Annotated in this window: 20 protein-coding genes; 5 read left to right on the top strand and 15 right to left on the bottom strand. The window is 50.1% G+C overall.

The genetic code is table 11. From position 1 onward, the window contains the following. Positions 1-36 precede the first annotated feature (36 nt). The 8 genes from KJS42_RS14980 to KJS42_RS14945 all read right to left on the bottom strand — a co-directional run bounded on the left by KJS42_RS14980 (position 37) and on the right by KJS42_RS14945 (position 6,985). A complete protein-coding gene (locus KJS42_RS14980; RefSeq protein WP_213623316.1) occupies positions 37-372 on the bottom strand; it encodes a cupin domain-containing protein in 336 nt (111 codons plus the stop codon). Further along, positions 369-947: a DUF4269 domain-containing protein gene (locus KJS42_RS14975; protein WP_213623315.1), complete on the bottom strand. Its 579-nt coding sequence runs from the start codon at positions 945-947 to the stop codon at positions 369-371. The genes KJS42_RS14980 and KJS42_RS14975 overlap by 4 nt, the downstream gene beginning before the upstream one ends. 14 nt (positions 948-961) lie before the next feature. Continuing rightward, the gene (locus KJS42_RS14970) at positions 962-1,570 is read right to left on the bottom strand and encodes a class I SAM-dependent methyltransferase (protein WP_213623314.1); all 609 of its coding nucleotides are present in this window, start codon (positions 1,568-1,570) and stop codon (positions 962-964) included. Between the two features lie 12 nt (positions 1,571-1,582). After that, on the bottom strand, positions 1,583-2,287 hold the full coding sequence (locus KJS42_RS14965) for a DinB family protein (protein WP_213623313.1): 705 nt from the start codon (positions 2,285-2,287) through the stop codon (positions 1,583-1,585). A 77-nt stretch (positions 2,288-2,364) separates the two neighbouring features. After that, a complete protein-coding gene (locus KJS42_RS14960) occupies positions 2,365-3,294 on the bottom strand; it encodes a glycoside hydrolase family 43 protein (protein ID WP_213623312.1) in 930 nt (309 codons plus the stop codon). Between the two features lie 150 nt (positions 3,295-3,444). After that, the gene (locus tag KJS42_RS14955; protein ID WP_483311281.1) at positions 3,445-5,040 is read right to left on the bottom strand and encodes an extracellular solute-binding protein; all 1,596 of its coding nucleotides are present in this window, start codon (positions 5,038-5,040) and stop codon (positions 3,445-3,447) included. 75 nt (positions 5,041-5,115) lie between these two features. Beyond that, the gene (locus KJS42_RS14950; RefSeq protein WP_213623310.1) at positions 5,116-6,042 is read right to left on the bottom strand and encodes a carbohydrate ABC transporter permease; all 927 of its coding nucleotides are present in this window, start codon (positions 6,040-6,042) and stop codon (positions 5,116-5,118) included. Positions 6,043-6,061: 19 nt separating this feature from the next. Beyond that, positions 6,062-6,985 (bottom strand): ABC transporter permease, encoded by a 924-nt coding sequence (locus KJS42_RS14945; RefSeq protein ID WP_155606243.1) that lies wholly within the window; start codon positions 6,983-6,985, stop codon positions 6,062-6,064. A 356-nt stretch (positions 6,986-7,341) separates the two neighbouring features. On the opposite strand from KJS42_RS14945, the gene KJS42_RS14940 reads away from it, so the two are divergent. Continuing rightward, entirely contained in the window at positions 7,342-9,090 is a 1,749-nt protein-coding gene (locus KJS42_RS14940; RefSeq protein ID WP_213623309.1) for a cache domain-containing sensor histidine kinase, read from the top strand. Beyond that, positions 9,087-10,712: a response regulator transcription factor gene (locus KJS42_RS14935; RefSeq protein WP_213623308.1), complete on the top strand. Its 1,626-nt coding sequence runs from the start codon at positions 9,087-9,089 to the stop codon at positions 10,710-10,712. Before KJS42_RS14940 ends, KJS42_RS14935 begins: the two co-directional genes overlap by 4 nt. A gap of 171 nt (positions 10,713-10,883) precedes the next feature. Here the strand turns inward: KJS42_RS14935 and KJS42_RS14930 are convergent, their stop codons facing one another. From KJS42_RS14930 to KJS42_RS14920, 3 genes are all read right to left on the bottom strand, one after another. Beyond that, on the bottom strand, positions 10,884-11,531 hold the full coding sequence (locus KJS42_RS14930) for a FusB/FusC family EF-G-binding protein (protein ID WP_213623307.1): 648 nt from the start codon (positions 11,529-11,531) through the stop codon (positions 10,884-10,886). Positions 11,532-11,794: 263 nt separating this feature from the next. Continuing rightward, complete coding sequence (locus KJS42_RS14925; protein WP_213623306.1) at positions 11,795-12,208, bottom strand: VOC family protein; 414 nt, start codon at positions 12,206-12,208, stop codon at positions 11,795-11,797. A gap of 12 nt (positions 12,209-12,220) precedes the next feature. Further along, complete coding sequence (locus tag KJS42_RS14920; protein ID WP_193417431.1) at positions 12,221-12,676, bottom strand: NUDIX hydrolase; 456 nt, start codon at positions 12,674-12,676, stop codon at positions 12,221-12,223. Positions 12,677-12,745: 69 nt separating this feature from the next. Between KJS42_RS14920 and KJS42_RS14915 the strand changes: the two genes are divergently transcribed. After that, positions 12,746-13,027 carry a toxin-antitoxin system YwqK family antitoxin gene (locus KJS42_RS14915; protein ID WP_193417430.1) on the top strand — a complete coding sequence of 94 codons (282 nt, stop codon included), beginning with the start codon at positions 12,746-12,748 and terminating at the stop codon, positions 13,025-13,027. A 281-nt stretch (positions 13,028-13,308) separates the two neighbouring features. Here KJS42_RS14915 and KJS42_RS14910 read toward each other — a convergent pair whose 3' ends face one another. The 4 genes from KJS42_RS14910 to KJS42_RS14895 form a co-directional block, all read right to left on the bottom strand. Beyond that, positions 13,309-13,509 carry a DUF4177 domain-containing protein gene (locus tag KJS42_RS14910; RefSeq protein WP_213623305.1) on the bottom strand — a complete coding sequence of 67 codons (201 nt, stop codon included), beginning with the start codon at positions 13,507-13,509 and terminating at the stop codon, positions 13,309-13,311. Next, positions 13,490-14,041 (bottom strand): GNAT family N-acetyltransferase, encoded by a 552-nt coding sequence (locus KJS42_RS14905; protein WP_155606344.1) that lies wholly within the window; start codon positions 14,039-14,041, stop codon positions 13,490-13,492. Before KJS42_RS14905 ends, KJS42_RS14910 begins: the two co-directional genes overlap by 20 nt. Positions 14,042-14,271: 230 nt before the next feature. Next, on the bottom strand, positions 14,272-14,694 hold the full coding sequence (locus tag KJS42_RS14900; RefSeq protein WP_213623304.1) for a VOC family protein: 423 nt from the start codon (positions 14,692-14,694) through the stop codon (positions 14,272-14,274). 411 nt (positions 14,695-15,105) lie between these two features. Beyond that, on the bottom strand, positions 15,106-15,570 hold the full coding sequence (locus KJS42_RS14895) for a VOC family protein (RefSeq protein WP_213623303.1): 465 nt from the start codon (positions 15,568-15,570) through the stop codon (positions 15,106-15,108). A 254-nt stretch (positions 15,571-15,824) separates the two neighbouring features. On the opposite strand from KJS42_RS14895, the gene KJS42_RS14890 reads away from it, so the two are divergent. Beyond that, entirely contained in the window at positions 15,825-16,667 is an 843-nt protein-coding gene (locus KJS42_RS14890; protein WP_193417425.1) for a sialate O-acetylesterase, read from the top strand. Next, positions 16,664-17,206 carry a PadR family transcriptional regulator gene (locus KJS42_RS14885; RefSeq protein WP_213623302.1) on the top strand — a complete coding sequence of 181 codons (543 nt, stop codon included), beginning with the start codon at positions 16,664-16,666 and terminating at the stop codon, positions 17,204-17,206. Before KJS42_RS14890 ends, KJS42_RS14885 begins: the two co-directional genes overlap by 4 nt. Positions 17,207-17,214: the final 8 nt, after the last annotated feature.

Raw genomic sequence — 17,214 nt, 5'->3', positions numbered from 1 at the left:
TTCTCTTGAAACCGACTTATTGCCGGTCCCTTTCATTTAAGCTAATACTCGGTCGCCCCGCGTATTTGGGCGTGAAATAACGAGAAATTCCACCGCTTCGTCCGATCGGTTCATGGCCTGATGCGGGGTGTTCGGCGGAAGTTCGATTCCCTCATGGGAATGAAGCTCATGCTCGGTCCCGGCAATTTCAATATGCAGGCAGCCGGACAAGACAAAGAAAAATTGCTCCGCCGTTTGATGGAAATGCCGGACTTCCTGGCTATCCGGGGGCATTTTCTCATGAATAATGCTGCAGTCCTCCCGATCCACCAGCCGCCAGCCATCGCAATTCCCACCCCAAATATAGTGTTCCGCATTCTCTTTGCTGATCATTTCGTTCCGTTCCTTTCTTCCATAAAATGATGTAGTCTCGCGTCCTCCCAATCATACATAGCCAGCAGCGCTTCATATGGGTCACCCTCCAGCCGAAAAAACCTGCCGAAGGCCGGCTCCGTCTTTAGCCCCGCTGCCTTTAGCTTACGGATGGCATCCCATGCCTCCGGCCCTCCCATCTCTAGCAATCGGTGTTCAACAATCATATGTTGATATGCGTTTTGCTCGGTTACCGGCTTCGGCTGACCAAACACCTCAAACGCGAAACCGCGATGCGTAAAGTTCGCAACCGTTCGCAGGAGGCCGCCGACGGTTTTGCTGGAGCAGGCGTAGTTCGGGCATGCCCCAAAATGAAGCTCCAGTTCCTGCTCAAACCGCTTGGCGTCGTAAGCCTCACAGATGATGTCCAAGTCGCTTTCGGGCAAATCGATATCCAGCGGAATGGTTCCGGCCAAGACGGGATGATAGCAAGCCAGCTTGCCCACGATCTGAAGTTCTTCCATCGCCTCGTAAGCCTGTCGCTGACGCTCATTTCCCTGACTCAAATAGGTAAGGTCGAAGAAATCGAGGATCATGTCTAGCCTCCAATCTAGGCAGTTCCGGGCTTCGCCCGAATCAATTGGACCATATCCATCCAGTAGCTCTCCGCCGCGATGACGTTTAGCCCGGCCTGTTCGGCCAATTGCCGGATATCCCGCGTATGATGACAGCCATAAGCCCGGTATAACAGAGGATCCAGCGATTTCTGCAGCGCGGCGACCAGCAGACGGGAACTGATGCCATGCTCCAACAGCAAAATTTCACCTCCCGGCTTGCACCAACGACGAAGCTTCCCCATCAGCTCCAGCGGCCGTTCATAGCTGCAGAACGAAAGCGTGGAAACCACCGTATCAAACGAATGATCGGCAAAGTCCGCATTTTCCATATCCGTACACACGAATTCTGCGTTCACATGCAAATGCTTGGCCCTGCGCTGGGCTTTCTCCAGCATGGCCGGGCTGAAATCGACAGCCGTGACCTGCACGCCTAACGGATAGTAGGGGAAGTTCGCTCCTGCCCCAACCGCCAGCTCCAGAACATGCCCCCGAGCATGGCTCAGTAGCTGCTGACGCCAGCGGCTTTGGGCCGGATTTTCCGTACGGCGATCATATTGATTGGCCTGCTTATCAAAAATACGAACCAACTTCTGCTTGTCCACCCAATCCCCCCCTTAACTTTGCTTTTGGAGCCGTTGCTTGATGCGAATCGCCTTGTTCAAATGCAGAAAGTTATGCCGAGTTGCGGGCATCAGAATTAATCCGGCCAACGTTTTCTTGCTCCAATACTCTAATAGCCATTCGGCTTCCGGCTTCACCGCGCTTTGGGCACGGAGCTTTTCGATGCCCGCCGTTGGCACCTTGCGCTTCATCTCCGCGGGCTCCATCCTGCGGACGATCTCCCGGGTGCGCCTGCCTACCTCGATCCGATAGTCCAGCAAGGCATCCATGTCGATCCCGGCACTCAGCTCAGCCGCTTCCTCCTCTGTCATGCCGTTCCCCGTATGGGTGCAAGAAATTCTCAGCTTGGGAAGCCAATCTCCCTCCTCAAAAATCTGCTCACGCCCTCCAATCAACACGTTCATCGTCATGTCCTCAATACGGGCGATATGCCACAAATGCCAAAGAATCGAGTTTTTCGTGTCAGGTGCCTTAACGGGGTACTGGCGAAGGGTCTCCTCCCTTATCCCATCCAACAATTCGTCCTCCAGCGTGTTCATCGTGCCCATCAGACCCGCGTCCGCCATCTTCGAGACATACAACCAGGCATGCTGGTTAAGAAACAATGCCACCGCTTGCTCGTGCCCCTTCGGATATTGCAAAAGTGTGGTTAACCGCTGATGATTGGCATTCCACTGCTTTCTTTCAGCCAACAACATCCTTATTCTCCTTTCAAATAAGCGTCTTGCGTCCCTCTAGCTGTCGCTGCCCGCCTCAAGGAAAGACAGAATCCATCCTATCTCGGCAGCGGTCTGGGCGAAACTCCTTCATGGGTCATTTGTACCGGCTGGATTCGCCCGTCCTCTTCAAATAACATCCGGTCCATGCAAACCACGCGATGATTCGCATCCGTTTCGCTTAGCGGACGGCGATGATAAACGATGTACCACTCGTCGCTGCCCGGAATTTGCAGGAATCCATGGTGACCGGCACCGGTGGCGATCTCCGGATCCTGCTGCAGAATCTTCCCAACCCTCTGGAACGGTCCAACCGGCGAATCCGACATGGCATAGGCCACGGAATAGTCCGGCCCGGTCCATCCTCCCTCGGACCACATGAAATAGTAGATATCGCGGCGCTTGAACATGCACGGTCCTTCAATATAATGCTCCGGGGTGATCTCCTTAAAGGTGGCTCCATCTGCAAAAGTGTCCAGATGAACCATGTCCTCGGACAATTTCACCACATTGCAATGTCCCCAACCCCCGTAGTAGAGATAGGCACACCCGTCATCATCGAGAAACACATGGGGATCGATAGGCTGTGCGCCAAAATGAAACCGATCGATCAACGGCTTGCCAAGGGCGTCTCGAAACGGCCCTTCCGGCCGGTCGGCAACGGCCACGCCGATCCCACCAAGCTCATCGTCGTTCTGGATATCGTTCGCGGCAAAGTAATAATAGAATCTCCCATTTCGCTCCACCGGCGACGGAGCCCATAACGCTAACCTCGCCCAAGGGATGTCTTCCATTCTCAGGATGCGCTCCGCCTTCGTCCACTCCGTCAAATCCGTAGAATAGAACGCATCAAAAAACGTTTGCTTCTCGTACTGTGCCGAATACGTCGGGTAAATCCAATACCGATCCTGAAAAATCCTCGCTTCCGGGTCCGCATACCAGCCCGAAAATAAGGGATTACCGGATCTGTTGTTCCGCTCTTCGCTCATGGGGTGCCTCCTTCATCTCATTGCATCAACGTATATGAACGCTTTATTCTCCGCCGCTGGCTTCCATACCTGCATGAGCCTTGTTTTTTTGGCTTAACAAAAACCGCCCTGCAATTGGATTTGCAGAGCGGTTCAGTGGTATTAAACAGATTATTTCACACTCATGTAGCGGTCGTAAGCATCGGTGCGGATTTTCATCAGCTTCTCCAGCCCCATGTCGTTCAGCTTCTTCACGTAAGCGTCCCAGCCTTCATCGATGCCGCCTTTGGTTACCCACTGAGCACGCATCGTCGCCACGTAGGTGTCGATGTCCGTTGTCAGGGTCGGGAGTTCTTGGAACTCCTCGGCGGTGTACATGACATTCGGGAACGGCGTCGTCACGTATTCGCTGCCCATTTTGTCGATTTCCAGCTTCAGGCCGTCGCCGGCTTTCGGGTTAAGCACGATGTTCTTCTCAAAAGCAGGGCTTACGTATTTGGGTCCGAAATCCCGCAGCGACTGCTCCCAGTACCACGCGTCCGCGCTGGTGCCAGCCGGCGGATCCATCAGGGTATACGTGCCATCATCGTTCTTCTGGATAACCGTGCCGATCGCGCCCCAGAAGTTCTGGATGCTCGCTTCATTGGTATAGAACTGGTCAGCCCAGCGGGCGGCCACTTCCGGATACTTACAGGACGTCGTAATCAGCATCTCATTGCGGTTAAAGCTCATCCCGTTGGGATTCCCCGGATTGTAGCGATTGCCGTCCGGTCCTGCGATCGGCGGGATGGCGGCATACTGGTCGCTCCATTTGCCGAATACCGCATCCGGCGTCCATTGGTTCGTAAACCCGACGATCGGAGCGTCCGCATTTTGCTGTTTCGCCGACGTCATCGTTCCGTCCTGGGTGAACAGCTCTTTGTCGATTAGACCTTCGGCATACAGCTTGTTCGCAAATTTCAAGCCTTCCTTATATTCCTCGCTGGTCGGATAGTAGATGGGCTTCCCGTCCTTCACCAGCATGTTATTGGCATTGATGTCGGTAATGCCAAACGGATTCAGGAAATCCGGCGCCAGTCCGGTTTCGGTATACGGAATTTCATCCGCTTTCCCGTTGCCGTTTGGATCCTGCTCCTTAAACGCTTTCAACACATTGTGTAAATCGTCGATCGTGTCCGGGACCTGAAGCCCCAATTGATCCAGCCAGGTTTTGTTGATGACCGGCTGGTTTTTCGTCTTTGGACGCGACGGCAGCCTTGTCGGTAAGGAATAGATTTTGCCGTCCGGGAACGTGCTGATCTTCTTCAGCTCCGGCGTCTCGGCCATGGCAGCTTTGAGGTTCGGCATGTATTGATCGATATAATCGTCCAGCGGACGGAAGTAACTCAAGTTATTAACGATATCGGAATCGGAAAAGGTCTGGTCGCCCAGGATGATATCGGGCAGCGTGCCGCTGGCCAGCATGATCGATTTCTGCTCGCCCCAGTCGTTGGACGATACGACCTGCCATTCGATTTTGACATTGGTGTTCTTCTCCAAATCCATCAACCATTGATTTTGCGTAAACGTATCGCCCATGTTCCCCCAGCGCATCGTCAAGACCTTCAACGTCACCGGTTCGTTAACGATCGGCAATCCTTCCTTGTTGAAGCTGCTCGTATCGCTTGGCGCCGGGTTGCCGGAGCCTTCGGAGGCTTTCCCGCCGCCGCAGCCTGCCAATCCAAAGACGAGCGCTCCCGCAAGAATCAGCGCCGTCCATTTCTTCATTGCGAACTTACCTGCCTGTTTGTTCATAGACAAGATCCCCCATTCCATGATTTTACCATGCTTTTTCAGATGGAATTAACTTTTGACCGCGCCGATCATCACCCCCTGATTGAAGTATTTTTGCAGGAAGGGATACACACACATGATCGGTACGGTTGCGACGATAATGACGGAATACCGCATCAGATTCGCAAGCCGAAGAGCGATTTGCGCCGCTTCTCCGGTGCCCATGCCGGACTGCATCTGGTTTGTGATCAGGATGTTGCGCAGGACGAGCTGCAGGGGATGCAGATCCGGATTTTTTAAATAAATCAAGGCATTGAAGTAAGAGTTCCAGTAACCGACAGCGATCCATAACCCCAACACCGCGATGATCGCCTTGGACAGCGGCAGCACGACTTGAGCGAAATAACGAAGGTTGCCGCAGCCGTCAATTTGCGCCGCCTCCCACAAATCCTCGGGAATGCTCGATTGGAAGAACGTCCTTGCAACGATGATGTCGTATACGATCACGGAGAAGGGCAAGACCATAACCAGGAACGTATCGTACAGATGGAAATCCCGGATCGTTAAGAAGGTCGGGATGAGTCCGCCGCTGAAGAACATCGTAAAGATAAAGAACAAAGAAAGGAATTTTCGTCCGACGAGATCCTTCCGTGACAGGGCATACGCCGCCGACACGTTAACGATCAGGCCGATGGCCGTACCTACTACCGTATACAATATCGTGTTTCGGTAACCGATCCAAATATTTTCGTGCTTTAACAGCTCCTTATAGCCTTCCAAAGTAAATCCCTTAGGAACGAACCACACCTGCCCGTTCGCCACGGCCGACGGGTCGCTAAAGGAAGCGATGACGATAAAATACAGCGGATACATCAACACGATCAAAAACAAGACGGCGAAGACATAAAGCAACACTTCCATCACTTTATCGGACGATCGGTTGTTGATCGGCTGCGCGGCTGTACTTGCTGGCGGGCGGATTGCTTCTGCTTCCATCTCTTTCTCCCCCTTTCCCCTACCACAGGCTGTTCTCGCTGTATTTCTTCGAAATCTGGTTGACGAGAATCAGCAACAGGAAGTTAATGACGGTGTTAAACAAGTTGACGGCCGAGGAGAAGCTGTACTGGCTGCTCAGTAAGCCGATTTTGTAGATGTAGGTGGACAAGATTTCGCTGGCGGGAATGTTCAGGTCGTTTTGCATCAGATACACCTTCTCGAATCCAACTCCCAGCAGGCCGCCGACTCGCAAAATGAGCAGCGTGATCGCCGTTGGCATCAACATCGGAATATCAATGTAGCGGATTTTGTGCCAGCGGCTGGCCCCATCGACCGTAGCCGCCTCATACAAGCTTGGATCGACCGTAGATAATGCGGCGATGTAAATGATGCTGTCCCAGCCGACATGCTGCCACACATCCGACCAGACGTAAATACTGCTGAACCATCCCGCCGAGCCGATCAAGTCAGGCGCATCTCCGCCGAACAGTTTGTACAGATTGCCGACCAGGCCGGTGCTTGGGGAGAGCAAGATCAGCATCAACCCGACCATGACGACGGTAGAGATAAAATGCGGCATATACGAGACGGTTTGGAAGAAGCGGCGGAACCGGTTCGCCCGCATCTGATTGACCATTAATGCCAGCACGATCGGAATCGGGAACGTGGCGATGCTATATAAGCTGATAATAATGGTGTTCTTGATCGTCGTCGAAAATTGATATGAGTGAAAAAATTTCTCGAAATGCTTCAACCCCACCCATGGGCTGCCGTCAATGCCCAGCGCCGGGCTGTAATCCTTGAAGGCGATTAACACGCCATACATCGGTTTGTAGGCGAACAACAGCGACAGTATCACCGCAGGCACAAGCAGCAAATACAGCCCCCGGTTTCGATGGATTTGTCCGAGTGTTCGCCTGAAGCCGGCCACATCGGATTTCATGACATCCCCTCCTTCTTGTTCGTGTAGCGTCCGAGGCTCGCCTTCCGCATGTCCGGCGGCTTCCATGTCTTCAGTATAGAGCCCGCCCTGGTGCGTTTATCGGACCTCCTGCTGGCGGAAACCGGACTTTTCCCGCGGGTTCCTTTGGGGATCGTGGCTTGGAACTTCATCCGGAGGGAGAGGGGAATAACGGAATCCGGACCCGATTTGGCACTATCCGGACTTTCCGGTGGTGCTGGCTGGATAACGTATTCTTTTTCTAATGGAAGGATTTATAATAGGGGTAAACCGTATTGACAGCGCATTCATGAACGTTCAATTCGAACCAGTTTAGGCAGGAAGAGGCGTGAGGGACAATGGCCAATGACGCGGCAAAAAACAAACAATATCCGATCCGGCATTACGTGAACTTCATGTTCCTGATTTCCTTTATCGTCTTGATCCTGGATTTCGCCATCAGCCTAGCCGCGATATCCATCGTGAAGCAGCAATCCACGCGTTATCTGCAGGATACCGCGGACTTATACATCAACCGAATCAACCACGATTTCGCTTATATCAACCACTATACGGGTTGGACGCTGGCGAACGACGAGAACCTGAAGGCGATGAACGAGAACCCGATGAACAGTGCGGAGTTTTTTGAGGGGAATGAGAATCTGCATAAACGCTTTAATGAGTTGCAAAAAAACTACGGGCAGGAATACAACTTCTTCGTGTATTTGAAGAAACAGGACTTCTTCCTCAACTGCGCGCCGATCAGCATTCCGTATTCGGATTACCTGGAACTGAAGGAGCAGGTCATCGCCAACGTGGAGGCGGGCCGGGACGTGTATGAGAAAATTTACTCCAAGTGGATGCCGGTGGAGATCGGCGGCAGGTATTACATCACGAACATCGTTCCCTATCATGATAGTTACATGATTAGCCTGGTGTCCGCGGATCATTTGATCCGTCCATTACGGGAGCTGAACCTTGGCGAGAACGGGTTCGTCTCGCTGGTTGATGACCGCGGCCAGGTCGTGACCAGCCCGATTTCCAACAACGGCGAACAGCTGGGCGAGAATCCGCAGCCGTCTTCCTTCCTGAAGTTGTTTAAGGGCGGAACTACGGTAAACGGGGAGTTCACAAACGCCTCTTTTTACGTCAAGCTGGTGATTCAGTTCGGGACATTTGAGAAAATCATGATTGCTCAGTTGCTGATTCTCCTGCTCGCCGTCATCATTACCTGCAGCCTCGGATTCATTCTGCTCTATTTCCGGAATAAGGTCCTTCGTCCGATCAAGAGCTTCTCCTACAACCTGGCCTTTTGGACGGAGGAAGGCGAATCACTGGAATTCGAAAGCAGTAAAATCATCGAACTGGAAAGAGCCAATAAGCAATTCATGAACCTGGTCGACCAGATCAAGAGATTCAAAATCGACCTGTACGAACGGGAGTTGGAGAAGCAGCGCATCCAGCTGGATTATATGAAGTTGCAGATCAACCCGCATTTTTTCCTCAATTGCCTGACGAATATTTACAGCATGGCGCAAATGCAGCTGTATCGGGAAATCGAACAGATGGCCTTGTCCACCTCGCGTTATTTCCGCTACATCTTCCAGAACGACGGCGATTTCGTAAAGTTAAGCGATGAAATTGAACATGTGCGGATCTATCTCGACATCCAGAAGCACCGCTATCCCAATGCTCTAGCCTATCGCATCGACGAGGGGGAGAATCTAGCAGCGGAGTTCAGGATCCCACCGCTCGTCCTGCAGACCTTTGTGGAAAATGCGGTCAAATACGCGGTGTCCCGCGTTTCGCAGGTGAACATTGAGCTGACGCTGCAGTTGCAGCAAGAAGATGGCGAGGGGCGCCTGACGATCCGGATCGCCGATACCGGACCCGGGTTCCCGCCAGAGATCCTGGAGGATTTGCGGAACGGGAGACCCCTGGATCAATCTGCGGGGAACCATATTGGAATTATGAACACGTTGCAGCGTTTGGCCTCCCTCTATAGCGGTCAAGCGGCCGTGTCGTTCTCCAACCGAGAGGATGGCGGGGCGTGCGTGATGATATCCCTCCCGGCTGTTGCCGGGGCGAACAGGAGCGTGGCGGTATGAATGCATTGGTTGTGGATGACGATGTTTACGTCGTCGCGGCTTTGGAGAAGAAAATCGAATGGACGTCGCTAGGGATCGAGAAGGTGTATACGGCCAACAACGTCGCCCAGGCTCGTGATATCCTGCAGCAGAACCCGGTGCAAATCCTGATATCCGACATTGAAATGCCGCAGGGAAGCGGACTCGATCTGCTGGCCTGGATCCGGGAAGAGAACTACCCCGTTCAAGCCATCTTCCTGACCAATTACGCCGACTTCAACTATGCGCAGAAAGCGATCGAGCTGCAGAGCTTCGAATATTTCCTTAAGCCCATCGAGTTCGATAAACTGATGCTGATCCTCCGTAAGGCGGTCGCCCGGGCCCAGGAACAGCAGTATCGGGAGAAGGCGATTCAGGAAGGGGTGCTATGGCAGAAGAACCAGGCGAATCTCGTGGAGTATTTCTGGCGCAAACTCGTGAGTGCGAGCACAACCGCGCCCGTTAAGCCGGCGGCGGTGGCTCAGGCTGTGGAAGATCAGCAGCTCGCCTACCTTTCGACCGACCTTATCCAACCGGTACTGATTCATGTGTTCCCCTATAATGGCAGCCTAGGCCGGGAGGAGAAGGGGTTGTTCGATTTTGCCTTGGGTAATGTGTTGGGGGAGCTGCTGCAACATCCGTGGTTTGCCGTCGAGACGCTCCTGGAGGTGAAAGAGTATCATTGGATCGCTATCCTCAAGTGGAACGCCCCGCCAGAGCCCGGAGTGCTCGCAGAGTTATGCTCCGAAGGGATTCGCAGAGCGAACGGGTATTTGAATTGTGATGCCTGTTGCTGCGTGGGCCTCTCCGGCCGCTTGGAGGACATCGGCCAAGTGATGCACCAGCTGCTGGTGATGAATGACAATTTAACCAAAACCCGCAACCGAACTTACTGGGCGGAGAGCGATTACCCGCCAAAGCAACCGGTATACCTCCCTCCGGACTTGAATCGCTTGGAAGAGCTGCTTCATCAGAATGATCCGGCTTCATTTCTAGCCGAGACGTCCCGGTACCTTCGCAGCCTCTTGGACCGCAATACACTGGACTCCTCTTGCCTCGCCTTGTTTCGGCTCGATATCGTACAGCTCGTATACGCCTTCCTGAAGGTCAAAGGTATCGAAGCGCACAAATTGTATGCCGCGCGGGCCAACGAGAAGCTATCAGCCGGATCCCTTCATTCGATCGAGGACATGCAGGAGTACGTGACCTATCTGGTCAACACCGCCGTAGCCTATCGAGACTTCGCGGCAGAACCGAAATCGGTTGCCGAGGAGATCAAGCAGTACATCCACGCTCATTACGGGGATGACCTGACTCGGAACGGCCTAGCGGAGGTCGTCTATCTCAACCCGGATTATCTGGCTCGCTTGTTCAAGAAAGAGACGGGGATCTCGCTTGGCAGTTACGTCATCCAGGTCCGCATCTCCGTAGCCAAGCAATTGCTTGAGACGTCCAGACTTTCCGTTTACGCCGTGGCGAACCAAGTCGGCTACGCCAACTACTCCTACTTCTCCAAGCTGTTCAAGCAAGAAGTTGGGGTGACGCCCAACGAGTACAAGAAGGACCCGCGGAGTTCGGCGCTCCGGTTGGCAGAGCGGGCTTGAGGAGAGCATGAATAAAGGTCCTTTCCGATTTTATAATGGCGGATAGGACCTTTCTGCTTATGCTCTACATGCGTTGCTTCCGCATCGTTTGGTATCGCCTCCATTTTACTCCTGAAATCCTACAAACAGCAAGAAGACCACCGTTACGCGGTGATCTTCTTGTTTAAGAACTTATTTTTCAACCAACTGCAAGAACTTCTCCAAAGCCCCCGTATCCGTAATGCTGTGGTTGCAGCTCTGGTTCTCTAGACAGACATAATGTCCGTACATGGAGAAGTTATCTGGTGAAGCATTGGCGGATTTGGTTTTCACCGAGAAAAAAGCAAGCTCCTGATGTCGATTGCAGAACAGGCAATACCCTTTCTTGTTTGTCGGGGTAATTCGGCCTTCGATACCGAGGAACCGACCTTCGTGCGGATAGACAAGGAATAGCTTGTTCGTTGCGATATCTACCCAACTCAGATATGTCACGTAACGAAAGTCGATGGAGGTGAGATCCGGTACTTTCAACTTTTTATTTTTAGGGAATAGCTTCTCAATCTGCTTCACCGTAATCGGTGGAAAAGGCTCCATATAGGCCTCGAACGCGCCAAGATACCTTTGGAAATCTTGATCCGTCTCGAGGGAAGCCAGTTGCCCAAGCATCTGCTTCTGATCCTCCGTCAGGATGGGAAAAGCCTCCGCGATTTTCGTAGCGGTACTAAATCTGACGGTCTCCAGAACGCTCCGATCCGAGACGGTACGCAGAGTTTTCTGAAGAAATTCCGCTTGTTTCTTAATCACGTTATACTGGTGGTTTCTAATAAATGGTGTACTCATCGCTTTCAGCCCCTTATTTGTGATGAACTAGACAAATCCAATAAGGTGCAAAGCCTGTTATTAGAAACGATAAAGTTAAGTTTGGGCGATCGAATTCATCTTCTCGCACCCCACGCAAAGTATCGCCCTAGATCAGGCTTTGCATGAGGAATTCCTAGCAAATGAGCAATTGCGAATTGCCATCTGTATAACCCCCAATCCATTTCATAGCGAAAAGTATAACAGCAAGCTCGGGAGGGTGCAATTCCATACGAGGAATCCTGCTAAATCCCTGCCGTGTTCTGCAAAACGATTCTCCAGCCATCCGGGTCGCATAGGGTTACACCCTGGTGCTTCCAATAGGGATTTTCGGGTTCGACTTCGGGGTAACCCATGGAGCTTAATCGCGCGACGATATCATCTCTGGCGTTTCCATCCGGGATGTAGAAAACCAACAAGTTGTCTCCGGAAGGGGGCAACACGGGCAGGGCATCGACATGCTGCGTAAACTCCAAGTGATAGTCGACACCCGGTAGTCCAAACATCACCCCATCATAGCCCTCATGCTTTGCAAATGAACCTACGATTTCTAGGCCAAGCCCTTTCGTGTAGAACTCGATGATCTTATCCAGTTGATGCGTCGGCCGAGCCACGCGAAATTGAACCGCCGGCATTTGCTCTGACCACGGTTGGTTCATAGGAATCCTCCTCTACCATTTTTGAATATAACCCGCTTGCTTTAAAATCATATAACTGTTTGAGTTCAAGTTATGGATCGGCTCATCAAGAGAAAAGTATCTTAAATCGAGACCCTCATCATCGTTGATGGTCGGTGTGCCCTGGACACGAACCGCCTCGTATACGGCTATGGCGTTATATACTTCATCCCCATGTGGGTACTTGTAGTAGAAATCCTCGCCGGACAAATTCGTGATGAAGTTCAATTCTTCCGCCTGAAGTCCTGCCTCCTCAAAAAGCTCTCGCCGTGCGGTTTCCTCAAAGGTCTCTCCGAGTTCCATCGAACCGCCAAGCGTTCCCCAGTCCAGGCTATCCGTCCGCTTCTGCAGCAGTATCTGTCCTTCCGAATTTCTGACGATGATGCTTACGCCGACCATAATGATTGGCCTGGTACCAACTAACTTCCGAAGCTCCATGATGTATCCCATGATATCATCCTCACTTCCCCTTGAAATATGGTATTATGGACAAAAAAACAAGATGATCGGAGGCACAGGATGAATAACGAAAATTGCGATTTGACTCATCCAAATGGAGTGAAGGAAAAGAAGTTGGAAGTGATTGACGGTTGGACGATCAAATATCATGCAAACGGTAAAACCATTTGGTCAAAAGGAAAAATGGTTGGTGACCTACCTGACGGGTATTGGGAATGGTATCGTGCCGATGGAACAATAAAACGGTCGGGATATTTTGAGATGGGCGAGCCTGTCGGAGAATGGATCACCTATGACAGCAAAGGCAAAAAGCACAAATCTACCAACCGTAATAAAGGCTAAGGCTCATTTATATTGTCTTTCTCATTGCCGTGTTTAAAATTCCTCGTAATTTTGGCCATTACTAATTGGGTTTCTTTATGATCCTTACCTTCAATCGAATTTAAGAATTTCTGACTTGCCTTACCGGAGAGTATCGTAACTCGCCTCCCCTTCCAATATATAAACACTTTATGATCCTTCGTTAACTGATAAGTGAAAACTTCCTCACTCAGTCTATTTCGCTTGTCGATGTTACCTATATAAATCCCTCCAAACCTTATAACTGGCTTTCGAGGTTTTTTTCAATCCACCACGGGTCTCTTAAATACAACGATGACTTCTCTAGATGTCCCTTGACCATAACTTGTATCGAAACAGGACACCACTTCCCATCCGTATTGCCCAAATTGATTTAATTCACGCTCAAACTCCGTCTCATCTACTTTCCCGCCCATAAATCCTCCGGGTTTCACCTTGATGGTTTTATACTCCCATTTGTTCATTGGGTAACCTCCTAATCTGAAATAGAACATGTTCACTTAAAGGACTATCTTTCTCGACTCTTGGGTGGTGGAATCTTTTCACATAATCCATCCCGATTTTTGTCATGACGTTCCTTGAAGGAGTATTGATAACCGCCGTGAAACTATAAATCTCTTGAAAACCCAAATGGGTAAATCCATACTGCAAACAGGCCGCGGCCCCTTCCGATGCATACCCCTTGCCCCAAGCTCCTTGTTTCAGTCGCCAACCGATTTCGATGCATGGCGTGAAGTCCGCCTCAAATGTGACTTTGCGAAATCCGATAAACCCTATAAACTCCTGGGTCTCCTTGACTTCGACAGCATAGAGTCCAAAACCGTATGCTTGAAATTCAGATAAAATGGATTGATAAAGCTCGTTTGTTTCTTCAGACGATAAGGTTTTCGGAAAATACCTCATCACCTGTTCATCCGCATTAAGTTGACGAAAGGGGGCCAAGTCGCTCTCTTTCCAATCCCTCAATTGCAGTCGGGTCGTTTCTATGTATATCATTTTATACCCCCATTTTCGGTTACTAGCCAAGTCTTAGCCTCTTCTGGATCCTACAATAGCCAGTCTCTCTATATACAAGCTCATTCTACTTAGGTTATTGATAAATTCACTTATGACCCGGTCTGTAATAGATGTCTTATACCAATCCACCCAAATCTTTAAGTAGTAAGGAAACATTGACCCTCCCGGAGATTTTATGCTGATCATTATCGCACACCTCCCGTGATTCGTTATTTCATCCGTTTCATCATGGGATGATCTTCTTTAAGCTGCAGTAAGTCCCACAGGTTACCATATAGATCCTTAAATACTGCTACAATTCCGTATTCTTGCTCTTTCGGTTCTCTAACAAATTCAATCCCTTTTGAGATCATATCTTGATAATCTCTCCAGAAATCATCTGTATTCAGAAATAGAAAAACCCTTCCTCCGGCCTGATTCCCAATAAACGATTCTTGCTCCGGTTTCGATGCCTTCGCGAGCAATATGGTCGTACCTACTGAGCCCGGCGGACTAACAACAACCCAGCGTTTGTCTTGTTCGGGCTGATAAGTATCCTCTACTAAAGTGAAATGTAATTTCTTCGTATAAAAATCTATAGCCTCATCATACTCCTTAACAACAAGTGCGATATGGACGATGGATTGAATCAATTCAATACGCCTCCAGTTCTTCAGATACATGAACATTTACCTCACGAATAACCCGCGTGGGATGGACTTATCTATGACTGATTTCTCCTCATTCTTTCTTCAAGTCTCTTTATTTCATCGTTAGCTTCTTTTATCAAAACCTTCAGAGCTACTCCTGCAACTAACGAAGAAATCGAAACCCCAAAGCAAACGATCATCCAGACGGTTCCTCTCAGATCATTGGTGAAGTTATACGAGAGAACTTCCGTGAACTGGCTACTTGCGAAGAAGATGAGAGATAGAATGAGAAACAGCACAAATAGGGTAAGTAGGAAATTGGACAGCTTGTTTGTTTTCTCGAAAAATAACATCATCTTAGCTCCTCTTATTCCATTCGCTTTAATCAACTCATCCAACGATAGCGTGAGATCATTAGGGTTGCCAAACCTCCCATACGTTACCGTCGGGGTCCGCGAACGTTACATTGGGTCCACTTGTCATACGCTCTCCCAAAATATTCACTCCGTTTTCTTTGAAGCGTTCTCGCAACACTTCGATCCGTGGAGTAATGAAACATGCTATCGCATGCGGCTTACTGCTGTCCAATGTCCATGAGAAGCGTAAACGGCCGCCTTCTTCGTCCGATTGGTGTAAGAACAGAGCGGGCACAACTTGTCTTAAGCCAGGTGAAGGTAAGTTACCGTTCCGATCCGGCATATTCATCACAGCCATCGCCATCCCGGGTTCAACTCGATTGCTGTCTGCAGGTTGGTATCCCAAATTCTTTTGGTACCATTGAATGGACTCGTAAACATCATTCACCGGTACATAGATACAAGTGATCCCCGTAATGTCTTCAAGTTTTTCCTGTTGCTTAATCTCCTTATTTTCTTCCATATTCGCTTCCTCCCTCATCATTCTCCTCTGTTAGGCTCCTTCAAGCCTACTAACAATTCCTATTTACTACACAAAATGCCCCAACCCAAGATAGCTCTTATCTTAGGTTAGGGCGTTTGTCGTCAGAGCTTCTTCCATGATTATACATCTGTTCACCAATACCAGCTACATTCATTTGACTATAAACTGAGCATACGATATGCTAACAATAGTCTAATTAGACTATACGAGTAACATAAAGGAGTTAGGCAGAGATGAAGTCATTTTTAATGTTGGGCCAGTCGAACATGGCGGGCCGTGGATTTTTGCATGAAGTCGATCCGATCTATAATGAAAAAATAAAAATGCTGCGCAACGGACAGTGGCAGATGATGACAGAGCCGATCAATTACGACCGTCCCGTTTCTGGAGTAAGTCCGGCAGCGTCATTTGCCGATGCCTGGTCGAAAGCTCATCCCGATGAGGAAATTGGGTTGATTCCTTGTGCGGAAGGAGGCAGCTCCTTGAATGACTGGCATCCGGAAGGCATCCTGTTTCAGCATGCTTTGTCCGAAGCCCGCTTCGCCCAGCGTTCCAGCCAAATCTGTGGAATCCTTTGGCACCAGGGGGAAAGCGACAGTTATGGTTCGCTGCATGAAACGTATAACGAGAAATTCGCCTTGATCATCGAAACCCTGAGAAACGAACTGAACTTGAAAGATGAGGTACCGCTGATGATTGGCGGGCTTGGTGATTTCCTGGGAAAAACCGGTTTTGGACAGCACGCGACAGAATATCGGCAGGTTAACGCGCAATTGCAGCGCTACGCCAAGGAACACCCGAATTGTTATTTTGTCACGGCGGCAGATTTGACCGCGAATGCAGATGGCATTCATATCGACGCGGTTTCGCAACGTAAATTCGGCTACCGTTATTTCGAGGCGTTCTCGAATGGGTGTCATGTTCTGGAACCCCTCCCTGGAGAAGAACAGTCGCTGAAGGCGAAGCGCAACTATTCGAAAACCGAACAGATTTACCTCCATAGCATGGATTTGGCCTTGGGTAAAATCACGTACGCGGAGTTCGAGGCACGGATGGCGAAGGTGATGCAGAATTGATCCCCTTACTTATTCTTGGCTTACTTCTCCAAAATCCCGGTGCCCACGGCTACGAACTATTAGCCTTCATGGAACAACGCCATTACAAGTACATTGTCAACTTCACGAAAGGCTCGTTTTATTACAATCTGCAGCAACTGGAAGAGAAGGGGTGGATTAAACAGATTCAACAGGAGTCTTCAACCAGCGGACGTGAAACTCGGAACTTCAAAATTACCGAATCCGGAAGGGCTGAATTCGAAAAATTGATGGTCAAATACGGCACCCAATCGGAGTATGTGAACCTGCAATTTTATGGAGCGCTGCTTTTTGCCGATGAATACGACAAGAACAAGCTGTTGGAGCTGATTCAATCGCAAATCGATCAGACGAAAACCCGAATTGCTCTCCTTGACGAGTACCTATCCAACACGCAGGAAGTTCCAGATCAAATTGATTACTATCGCCGAATGAATGAAAATTCCCGTTCCCATCACTTGGTCAATTTAGCGTGGTTTGAACAATTAAAAGCTGAAATTGAAGGAACCCTAGGGGCATAGATGCCATT

This window comes from Paenibacillus sp. J53TS2, from assembly GCF_018403305.1.
Lineage (GTDB): Bacteria > Bacillota > Bacilli > Paenibacillales > Paenibacillaceae > Fontibacillus > Fontibacillus rhizolycopersici.
This window is presented reverse-complemented; position numbering and strand designations above follow the sequence as displayed.